The 9798-nt window shown below is 70.8% G+C and carries 9 protein-coding genes and 1 pseudogene; 8 read left to right on the forward strand and 2 right to left on the reverse strand.

The features are described 5' to 3' along the window. Nucleotides 1-90 precede the first annotated feature (90 nt). Nucleotides 91-1317, reverse strand: a complete 1227-nt coding sequence (gene hemW / locus RT2_RS16525; protein WP_072845876.1) for a radical SAM family heme chaperone HemW — start codon at nucleotides 1315-1317, stop codon at nucleotides 91-93. Nucleotides 1318-1569: 252 nt separating this feature from the next. Here hemW and RT2_RS26865 point away from each other — a divergent pair, with 252 nt between their 5' ends. From RT2_RS26865 to RT2_RS16550, 6 genes are all read left to right on the forward strand, one after another. Further along, a complete protein-coding gene (locus RT2_RS26865) occupies nucleotides 1570-1662 on the forward strand; it encodes an Ms4527A family Cys-rich leader peptide (RefSeq protein WP_371851177.1) in 93 nt (30 codons plus the stop codon). A gap of 116 nt (nucleotides 1663-1778) precedes the next feature. After that, complete coding sequence (locus RT2_RS16530; protein WP_072845877.1) at nucleotides 1779-3485, forward strand: nitrite/sulfite reductase; 1707 nt, start codon at nucleotides 1779-1781, stop codon at nucleotides 3483-3485. Next, complete coding sequence (locus RT2_RS16535) at nucleotides 3482-4195, forward strand: phosphoadenylyl-sulfate reductase (protein WP_072845878.1); 714 nt, start codon at nucleotides 3482-3484, stop codon at nucleotides 4193-4195. The genes RT2_RS16530 and RT2_RS16535 overlap by 4 nt, the downstream gene beginning before the upstream one ends. Then, nucleotides 4192-5127: a sulfate adenylyltransferase subunit CysD gene (gene cysD / locus RT2_RS16540; protein ID WP_072845879.1), complete on the forward strand. Its 936-nt coding sequence runs from the start codon at nucleotides 4192-4194 to the stop codon at nucleotides 5125-5127. The genes RT2_RS16535 and cysD overlap by 4 nt, the downstream gene beginning before the upstream one ends. Continuing rightward, a complete protein-coding gene (locus tag RT2_RS16545) occupies nucleotides 5127-6413 on the forward strand; it encodes a sulfate adenylyltransferase subunit 1 (RefSeq protein WP_072845880.1) in 1287 nt (428 codons plus the stop codon). The genes cysD and RT2_RS16545 overlap by 1 nt, the downstream gene beginning before the upstream one ends. A 2-nt stretch (nucleotides 6414-6415) precedes the next feature. Further along, on the forward strand, nucleotides 6416-7189 hold the full coding sequence (locus RT2_RS16550; RefSeq protein ID WP_072845881.1) for a sirohydrochlorin chelatase: 774 nt from the start codon (nucleotides 6416-6418) through the stop codon (nucleotides 7187-7189). A 29-nt stretch (nucleotides 7190-7218) separates the two neighbouring features. Here RT2_RS16550 and RT2_RS16555 read toward each other — a convergent pair whose 3' ends face one another. Further along, nucleotides 7219-8205, reverse strand: a complete 987-nt coding sequence (locus RT2_RS16555; protein WP_072845882.1) for a diaminopimelate dehydrogenase — start codon at nucleotides 8203-8205, stop codon at nucleotides 7219-7221. A gap of 215 nt (nucleotides 8206-8420) precedes the next feature. Between RT2_RS16555 and RT2_RS16560 the strand changes: the two genes are divergently transcribed. After that, nucleotides 8421-9317 (forward strand): universal stress protein, encoded by an 897-nt coding sequence (locus RT2_RS16560; protein ID WP_072845883.1) that lies wholly within the window; start codon nucleotides 8421-8423, stop codon nucleotides 9315-9317. A gap of 12 nt (nucleotides 9318-9329) precedes the next feature. Beyond that, nucleotides 9330-9791 (forward strand): annotated as a pseudogene (locus RT2_RS16565) (superoxide dismutase); the annotation flags it as partial. Nucleotides 9792-9798: the final 7 nt, after the last annotated feature.

Genomic DNA, 9798 nt, shown 5'->3' on the forward strand with positions numbered 1-9798 from the left:
AAGCTCCCCGTCAGTTCGTGGCCGCAGCCAGTAGGCCGCGACCCCCGCCCGCCCAGGATCCCCGGGCGGGCGGGGGTGCGTACTGAGGGTTCAGCTCAGGATGTCCCGGATGACGCCGTCGGCCAGCAACCTGCCGCGGTCGGTGAGCACCAGTCGGTCACCGGCGCGCGAGAGCAGCCCGTCCGCGACGACCTGCTCGGCGGCCGCGAGCTCGCTCGGGCGCAGGTCCGACGCCGGCAGCCCGGACCGCAGTCGCAGCGCCAGCATCACCCGCTCGGTGTGCCGGTCCTCGGCGGTGAGCACCTCGCTGCCGCCCACCGGCAGCCGGCCCGACGCCAGCTGGTCGGCATAGCGCGCCGGGTGCTTGACGTTCCACCAGCGCACCCCGCCGACGTGACTGTGCGCGCCCGGACCGGCGCCCCACCAGTCGCCGCCGTCCCAGTAGCCGAGGTTGTGCCGGCAGGCCGCGGTGTCACCGTCGACCGCGACGCCGCCGTCCGCCGCCCAGTTGGACACCTCGTACCAGCCCAGGCCGGCGCCGGCGAGCGTCGCGTCGATCCGCTCGTACCGGGACGCGAGGACGTCGTCGTCGGGCGCGGGCAGCTCGCCGCGGCGTACCCGGCGGGCCAGTGCGGTGCCGTCCTCGACGATCAGCGCGTACGCCGAGACGTGGTCGACCCCCGCGGAGAGCACCGCCGCCAGTGTCGCGTCCAGGTCCTCGTCGCGTTCGCCGGGTGTGCCGTAGATCATGTCCAGGTTGACGTGCTCGAAGCCCGCGGCCCGCGCCTCGAGCGCCGCGGCGGCCGCCCGCCCGGGGGTGTGGGTGCGGTCGAGCACCGCGAGCACGTGCGCGGCGGCGGACTGCATGCCCAGCGAGACCCGGGTGTACCCCGCGTCCCGGATCCGGCCGAAGAACTCGGGTGAGGTGGACTCCGGGTTCGACTCGGTGGTCACCTCGGCGCCCGGGGCCAGGCCGAAGCTGTCGCGGACCGCGCCGAGCACGTCGGCCAGTCCGTCGCCGCCGAGCAGCGACGGCGTGCCGCCGCCGACGAACACCGTCTGCGCGGCCGGGACGGCGCCGCCCGCGGAGCCGAGCATCCTTGCCCCCGCGTCGAGTTCGCGCCGCAGGCCCTCGAGCCAGGACTGCGGCGACGCCGAGGTGCCGAGCTCGCCGGCGGTGTAGGTGTTGAAGTCGCAGTACCCGCAGCGGGTCGCACAGAACGGGACGTGCACGTAGATGCCGAAGGGCCGCGTCCCCACCCCCGCCAGCGCGTCGTCCGACAGCACGAAGTCCGGTTGCCCGTCGGCCCCGCCCACACCGGCCGCCGGTGCTGTCGTCGGTCCACTGATGTCGCTGGTCGTGCCGCGGGCTGTACTCACCCCTCCAGTGTCCCATCGCCGCGGACCCGCCCCCGCCAGCGCCGAACTCCCAGGTCCCGACGCCCCACCCCCGCCAGACCGGTTCCGCGCCGATGTGTCACGGATCACACCGGCCCCTGCCTGCGCATTTCCCCCAGTTTCGGGGGAAATGCCGCCAGGGGGTCGGCTTTGCGGAGCTGATCTGGCACGATGGCGACTGTGACCGGACTTGGGATTGCGCTCGTGGCTCGACGCCACGTCGATCTCAAGCGTGTCTGTAGCTGTCTGCCCTTCTCTGCGTAGACGCATTCCACCAGCCCCCTTGTTGTCCCGGCCGGTCTCGGATGTGGCACGGGGACAGCCCTCCTTGTGACTGCATGCCCTCTTCAGGACCGGCGCCCTAGATCTTGGAGCGCCCGATGTCGCAGACAGTCGACACTTCACCTCCCGCCCGCCCAGCGCGCGCCGCCCGCCCCGCCAAGACCCGCGCCGAGGGCCAGTGGGCCCTCGGCTACCGCGAGCCCCTGAACGCCAACGAGCAGGCCAAGAAGGACGACAACCCGCTCAACGTCCGCGCCCGCATCGAGAACATCTACTCGAAGCAGGGCTTCGACAGCATCGACAAGTCCGACCTGCGCGGCCGGATGCGCTGGTGGGGCCTCTACACCCAGCGCGAGCAGGGCTACGACGGCACCTTCACCGGCGACGAGAACATCGACCTGCTCGAGGCCCGGTACTTCATGATGCGGGTGCGCTGCGACGCCGGCGCCCTGAACGTCGAGCAGCTGCGCACCCTCGGCGGCATCTCCACCGAGTTCGGTCGCGACACCGCCGACCTCTCCGACCGCGAGAACGTCCAGTACCACTGGATCGAGATCGAGAACGTCCCGGAGATCTGGAAGCGCCTCGAGTCCGTCGGCCTGCACACCACCGAGGCCTGCGGCGACTGCCCGCGCGTGGTGCTCGGCTCCCCGCTGGCCGGCGAGTCCCTCGACGAGGTTCTCGACGCGACTCCGGCGATCGACGAGATCGTGCGCCGCTACATCGGCAAGCCCGAGTACTCGAACCTGCCGCGCAAGTTCAAGACCGCCATCTCCGGCCAGCAGGACGTGGTGCACGAGATCAACGACGTCGCCTTCGTCGGCGTCAACCACCCCGAGCACGGCCCCGGCCTGGACCTGTGGGTCGGCGGCGGGCTGTCCACCAACCCGATGCTCGCGCAGCGCGTCGGCGCCTGGGTTCCGCTCGACGAGGTGCCGGACGTGTGGGAGGCCGTGGTCTCGATCTTCCGCGACTACGGCTACCGCCGGCTGCGTTCCAAGGCGCGGCTGAAGTTCCTGATCAAGGACTGGGGCATCGAGAAGTTCCGCGAGGTGCTCGAGACCGAGTACCTGAAGCGGAAGCTGATCGACGGCCCGGCACCGGCGAAGCCGGAGCGGCCGATCGACCACATCGGCGTGCAGAAGCTGCGCAACGGGCTCAACGCGATCGGCTTCTCCCCGATCGCGGGCCGGGTGTCGGGCACCGCCCTGACCAAGGTCGCCGAGGCGGTGGCCGCCGTCGGTTCCGACCGCGTCCGCTTCACCCCGTACCAGAAGCTGATCGTGCTCGACGTGCCGGACGACAAGGTCGAATGGCTGATCGACGAGCTAAAGCCCCTCGGCCTGCACGGGCGTCCGTCACACTGGCGGCGAAACCTGTTGGCGTGCAGCGGCATCGAGTTCTGCAAGCTGTCGTTCACCGAGACCCGCAAGCGCTCCCAGGTGCTCGCACCGGAACTCGAGGAGCGCCTGGCGGACGTCAACGCCAACCTGGACGTGCCGATCACGGTGAACATCAACGGCTGCCCCAACTCCTGCGGCCGGTCCCAGATCGCCGACATCGGGTTCAAGGGCATGCTCGTCGACGACGGCGCAGGCAACCAGATCGAGGGCTTCCAGGTGCACCTGGGCGGCAGCCTCGGCCTCGACGCCGGCTTCGGCCGCAAGCTGCGCCAGCACAAGGTGACCAGCGAGGAGCTGGGCGACTACATCGAGCGCGTGGTGCGTCAGTTCGTCAAGCACCGCAACGAGGGCGAGCGCTTCGCCGAGTGGACAGTCCGAGCAGACGAGGAGGACCTGCGATGAGCATCGACCTTTCCAGCGCAACCGAAGACGACCTGAAGGAGCTCGCCTCGCAGGGGGCGGCGAGCCTCGACGGGGCGTCCGCGCTCGAGCTGCTGCAGTGGACCGAGGACACCTTCGGCAACGACTTCATCGTCGCGTCGAACATGCAGGACGGCGTGCTGGTGCACCTGGCGACCCAGGTGCACCCCGGCGTGGACGTGCTCTTCCTCGACACCGGCTACCACTTCGCGGAGACCATCGGCACCCGGGACGCCGTCGAGGCGGTGTACGGACCGCGGATCGTCAACGCCGCGGCCGAGGCCAGCGTCGCCGAGCAGGACGCGGCCGAGGGCAAGGACCTCTTCGCCCGGGACGCCGGCCGCTGTTGCGCGCTGCGCAAGGTGGCGCCGCTCAAGGCCACCCTGCAGAACTACCGCGCCTGGGTCACCGGGATCCGGCGGGTGGAGGCCCCCACACGGGCCAACGCGCCGCTGATCTCGTTCGACGACGCCTTCGGCCTGGTGAAGATCAACCCGATCGCCGCCTGGTCCGACGACGACATGCAGGCCTACATCGACAAGCACTCGATTCTGGTGAATCCGCTTGTCGACGAGGGCTATCCGTCCATCGGGTGCGCACCCTGCACCGCCAAGCCAGCACCCGGCTCCGATCCGCGCAGCGGACGGTGGGCCGGCCAGTCCAAGACAGAATGCGGGTTGCACGCCTCATGACTGCTGAATTGACCGACATCCGACCGCTTCTCGACGGCGCCTCCTTCGACACACTGGACGCGCTCGAGTCCGAGGCCATCCACATCTTCCGGGAGGTGGCCGGCGAGTTCGAACGCCCGGTGATCCTCTTCTCCGGCGGCAAGGACTCCACGGTGCTGCTGCACCTGGCGATCAAGGCCTTCTGGCCCGCGCCGGTACCGTTCGCGCTGCTGCACGTGGACACCGGGCACAACCTGCAGGAGGTGCTGGACTTCCGCGACCACGTCGTCGCCAAGTACAACCTGCGCCTGCACGTGGCCAAGGTGGAGGACTACCTCGCCGACGGCCGACTCACCGAGCGGCCGGACGGCATCCGTAACCCACTGCAGACCGTGCCGCTGCTCGACGCGATCGCCGAGAACCGCTTCGACGCGGTCTTCGGCGGTGCCCGACGCGACGAGGAGCGGGCCCGCGCGAAGGAGCGGATCTTCTCGCTGCGCAACTCCTTCGGGCAGTGGGACCCGAAGAAGCAGCGTCCGGAGCTGTGGAACCTGTACAACGGGCGGCACTCCCCCGGCGAGCAGGTCCGGGTGTTCCCGCTGAGCAACTTCACCGAGCTCGACATCTGGCGGTACATCGCCCGCGACAACGTCGAGCTCGCCAGCATCTACTACGCCCACCAGCGCCCGGTCTACCAGCGCGACGGCATGTGGATGACCCCCGGCGTGTGGGGTGGACCCGCCGAAAACGAAGAGCTGCAGACGCTCTCGGTGCGCTACCGCACCGTCGGCGACGGCTCGACCACCGGCGCGGTGCTGTCCGAGGCCGCCGACAACGAGGCGATCCTCGCCGAGGTCGCCGCATCCCGACTGACCGAACGTGGCGCCACCCGAGGCGACGACCGAGTTTCCGAAGCGGCCATGGAAGACCGCAAGCGAGAGGGCTACTTCTGATGAGCGACCTGTTGAGGCTCGCTACCGCGGGCAGCGTCGACGACGGCAAGTCCACCCTGGTGGGCCGGCTGTTGTACGACACCAAATCCGTGCTCGCCGACCAGATCGACGCCGTCACCCGAGCCTCGGTGGACCGCGGCCTGGACACCCCGGACCTGTCGCTGCTGGTCGACGGCCTGCGTGCCGAGCGTGAGCAGGGCATCACCATCGACGTGGCGTACCGCTACTTCGCGACGCCCAACCGCACGTTCGTCCTCGCCGACACCCCGGGCCACGTGCAGTACACCCGCAACACGGTCTCCGGCGCGTCCACCGCGCAGCTGGTGATCCTGCTGGTGGACGCGCGCAAGGGCGTCATCTCGCAGACCCGCAAGCACGCGGCGGTGCTCGCCCTGCTGGGCGTGCCGCGACTGGTGCTGGCGGTCAACAAGATCGACCTCGTCGAGGATCCGGCCCAGGTGTTCGCGGACATCTGCGCCGAGTTCACGTCGCTGACCTCGTCGCTGGGCTGGGCGGCCGGGGACGTCGTGGAGATCCCGGTCTCGGCGCTGCACGGCGACAACGTCGCGGTGCGCTCGGAGAACACCCCGTACTACGACGGCCCCACCCTGATCGAGCACCTCGAGTCGATCCCGGTGGACGCCGAACCGCACCGGGTGGGCCTGCGCTTCCCCGTGCAGTACGTGATCCGGCCGCGCACCGCCGAGTTCCCCGACTACCGCGGCTACGCCGGTCAGGTCGCCGCCGGGTCGGTCACACCGGGCGACGACGTCGTGGTGCTGCCCTCGGGCATCCGCACCACGGTGACCCGCATCGACACGGCCGACGGCGAGCTCGACTCCGCGCACGCCGGTCGCAGCGTCACGCTGATCCTCGCCGACGACGTCGACATCTCGCGCGGCGACACCATCGCCTCCCCGCAGGACGCGCCGGAGCCGATAGGCGAGTTCGACGCCACCGTGTGCTGGCTCGCGGAGAAGCCGCTGCGCCCCGGCGCCCGGCTGCTGCTCAAGCACGGCACCCGCACCACGCAGGCGATCGTGGGCTCCATCGTGGAGCGGTTCGACGAGCAGGACCTCACCACCGAGGCGAACCCGGACACGCTCGCGCTCAACGAGATCGGCAAGATCTCGGTGCGCGTCGCGGAGCCGATCGTGGCGGACGACTACCGCCTCAACCGGCACACCGGCAGCTTCCTGCTGATCGACCCCTCGGGCGGCAACACGCTGGCCGCGGGCCTGGTCGGCGACGCCATCGCGGCCATCGAGCTCGGCGAGCGCGTCTAGCGATGTCCTCGACGCCGGCCGTCCCGCTGATCGCTGTCGCCCACGGCAGCCGTGACCCCCGCTCCGCGCGGGCGGTCGCGGCCGCCGTGGCGGCGATCCGCACCCGGCGACCGGACCTGGACGTGCGGCTGTGTTTCCTGGACCTGTCCGCGCCGTCGGTGGACCAGACGATCGACACGGTGGCGGTGCAGGGGCACTCGGCCGCCGTGGTGGTTCCCCTGCTGCTCGGCCGGGCGTTCCACGCCCGGGTGGACCTGCCGGGCCTGCTCGCCGCCGCCGCGCTGCGGCACCCGGGCCTGGACCTGGTGCAGGCCGAGGTGCTCGGCGACGACGACCGCCTGGTCGAGGCGGTCCGCGACCGGGCGGTGGCCGCGGGCGCCACGCTCGGTGACCCCGAGGTCGGCGTGGTCCTGGCGGCGGTCGGCTCGTCGTCCGAGACGGCCAACGCGCGGACCGCTGCGATCGGCCCCCGGCTGCTGGCCGGCACCGGGTGGTCCGGCGTGGCGACCTGCTTCGCCACCGCCGGACCCGCACTGCCGGAGGCGGTCTCGCGCCTGCGGTCACGGGGCGCCGGCAAGATCGTGATCGCGCCCTGGTTCCTGGCGCCCGGCCTGCTCACCGACCGCATCGACGCGACCGCCGACGTGCACGCCCCGGATGCGTTGCGCGCCGACGTGATCGGTGCGCATCCGCTGCTGGCCGAGGTGGCCCTGGACCGCTACCGCGCCGGCGCTGCGGACCTGTTCACCGCGGTCCGCACCGAACTCTCCGCCTGACCCGACTCTCCGCCTGACCCGCCAGGGGCTCAGAGCAGTTCGGCCCGCAACTGCGCCGCCGACTTCGGCGAGAGCAACCCGGGCGCCACGTCGTAGACGGTCTGCGCACCGATCTGCCCGGCGGCGTTCATCCGGTGCACCGCGCGCGCGTAGGCGGTGAGGACGCTGGCCGTGAACTCGGGGTTGCTGCCCAGGTTGAGGCTGTACTCGACGACCTGCCGGTTGCCCCCTCCGGTGTCGCCGCTGCGGATCACGAATCCGCCGTGCGGCATCCCCGCATGGTCGCGCGCCAGGACGTCGGCGTCGACGAAGTGCACGGCGGTGTCGTACTCGTCGAAGTAGTCGGGCATCGTCACGATCGACTTGCGCACCACGTCGGCGTCGGCGCCCTCCGCGAGCACCACGAAGCACTCGCGGACGTGCTTCTGCCGGGTGGTCAACGTCGGCCGGGTGCCGCTGCGCACCTCGGCGATGGCGTCCGCGGACGGCAGCGTGTACTGCACGGCGGCCGCGACGCCAGGCACCCGGCGCACCGCATCGGAATGCCCCTGGCTGACTCCGCGGCCCCAGAACGTGTAGGTCTCGCCCACCGGCAGGATGGCCTCGCCGTAGACCCGGTTGATCGAGAACAGGCCCGGGTCCCAGCCGGTGGAGATCAGTGCCGTCCGGCCGGCGGCGCGGGCGGGGGCGTCCACCGCGGCGTGGTACTCGGGAATGCGGGCATGGGTGTCGAAGCTGTCGACCGTGTTGAACCGGGCGGCCAGTTCCGGGCCCTGCTCCGGCAGGTCCGACTTCGAGCCGCCGCACAGGATCAGCACGTCGACCTCGTCCTCGTGCCCGGCCAGTGCGTCCCAGCCGAACACCCGGGTGCCCGGCAGCTGCGGCGTCACCGTCGCCGGGTCACGCCGGGTGAACACCCCCACGAGGGTCATGTCCGGGTTGGTCGCGACCGCGGACTCGACTCCTCGACCGAGGTTTCCGTAACCCGCAATGCCGATCCGGATCTGTGCGCTCACTGCTCGTGCCTCCTGCCGGCAGACGGCCGTCGTCTGTCCGCCGACCCACGCTACCGAGCGGGTCGACGACCACACCGCCCACCTCACAGCATCGAGCGGCACCCTGTGAGGTATGGCCGTCGCGGTGAGCACCCGCCCCGCCCGAGCCCCGATTGCCTCTGGCGTACGCCGTCGAACTGGCAGAGACTGGAGTCGAGGCTAAAGGAGACTCCACGATGACCACAGCACCGATCCGACACGGAATCGTGGCAGGCATCGACGGATCGGACAGCGCAATGGACGCCGCACGTTGGGCCGCGGGTGCCGCCCAACGGTTCGACGAGCCGCTCCATCTGACCCATCTGCTGCCCAAGACGCCGAAATCTGCCGACGGCACGTCCACCGAACCCGAGGAGAAGCTGGACGACCAGCTGCTGGCCGAGGGCGACGAACTGCTCGACGCGGCCGAGAAGGCGGTCCGCGAGGCCAACCCCGACGTCGTCGTCGAGCGCAGCGTCAAGCACGGACCACCGGCCCGCGGGCTGGTGGACCTGTCCCGGACCGCGCGGATGCTGGTGCTCGGCCGGGCCGGGACCAGCGAGATGCAGTCGGTCTTCCTCGGCTCGGACGTCATCCGCGTGGCGAACAACGCCAAGTGCCCCGTGGCCGTCTGGCGCGGGACCCATGCCCCCGACGACACCGCCTCGCGTCCCGTCGTGGTGGGGGTGGACGGCAGCAAGCTCAGCGACCTGGCGGTGGCCCACGCCTTCGAGTTCGCGGCCTTCTTCGAGGTCCCGCTGATCGCCGTGCACTGCTGGCGGGAGGTCGCCGGCTTCGGCGGCTACTCCGAGGCCAGGCGGTTCTCCGATCTCGAGGTCCACGAGCAGCGCAGCGACGCCCGCCTGGCCGAGCGCCTGGCGGGGTGGGGCGAGCGGTACCCCGACGTGAAGGTCACCCGCAGCGTGGAGCGGGTCGGCCCGAACGTCGCGCTGCTCGAGCACACGGAGGAGGCCCAGCTGGTGGTCGTGGGCAGTCACGGACGCAACCCGTTCGTCGCCTCGCTGATCGGCTCGACCAGCCAGAGCCTGATCCATCACGCGTTGTGCCCGGTGCTGGTCTGCCGCGAGGGGTGAGGGCGCCGGTGTGACGTCCGACATGCTTCCTTTACCTCAACCCGAGTTGAGGTCCTAGCGTTGGTGGCGGTGAGCAAGAACCTCGCCTTCCACCTCGGCGGCCACACCAACCACTCGATCTTCTGGAAGAACCTCTCGCCGAACGGCGGTGACCGGCCGACCGGCGAACTGGCCGCCGCCATCGACTCCGACTTCGGTTCGTTCGACAGGTTCGTCGCCCACTTCACCGCGGTCGCCAACACCCTGCAGGGCTCCGGCTGGGCGGTGCTGGCGTGGGACGCGATCGGCCGGCGACTGGTCGTCGAGCAGCTCACCGACCAGCAGGGCAACATCAGCATCGGGATCACCCCCGTGCTCATGCTCGACATGTGGGAGCACGCCTTCTACCTGCAGTACCGCAACGTCAAGGCCTACTGGAACGTCGTGAACTGGGCCGACGTGGCCGAGCGCTTCGCGGCCGCCGCCACCGCCTAGGCACTAC

The organism is Rhodococcus tukisamuensis NBRC 100609 (assembly GCF_001894985.1).
Lineage (GTDB): Bacteria > Actinomycetota > Actinomycetes > Mycobacteriales > Mycobacteriaceae > Rhodococcus_G > Rhodococcus_G tukisamuensis.

Excerpts from the sequence above, each read along its gene's own strand:
- RT2_RS26865 (WP_371851177.1), top strand. The coding sequence starts at position 1,570 with ATGGCGACTGTGACCGGACTTGGGATTGCGCTCGTGGCTCGACGCCAC.
- RT2_RS16530 (WP_072845877.1), top strand. The coding sequence starts at position 1,779 with ATGTCGCAGACAGTCGACACTTCACCTCCCGCCCGCCCAGCGCGCGCC.
- RT2_RS16535 (WP_072845878.1), top strand. The coding sequence starts at position 3,482 with ATGAGCATCGACCTTTCCAGCGCAACCGAAGACGACCTGAAGGAGCTC.
- cysD (WP_072845879.1), top strand. The coding sequence starts at position 4,192 with ATGACTGCTGAATTGACCGACATCCGACCGCTTCTCGACGGCGCCTCC.
- RT2_RS16545 (WP_072845880.1), top strand. The coding sequence starts at position 5,127 with ATGAGCGACCTGTTGAGGCTCGCTACCGCGGGCAGCGTCGACGACGGC.
- RT2_RS16550 (WP_072845881.1), top strand. The coding sequence starts at position 6,416 with ATGTCCTCGACGCCGGCCGTCCCGCTGATCGCTGTCGCCCACGGCAGC.
- RT2_RS16560 (WP_072845883.1), top strand. The coding sequence starts at position 8,421 with ATGACCACAGCACCGATCCGACACGGAATCGTGGCAGGCATCGACGGA.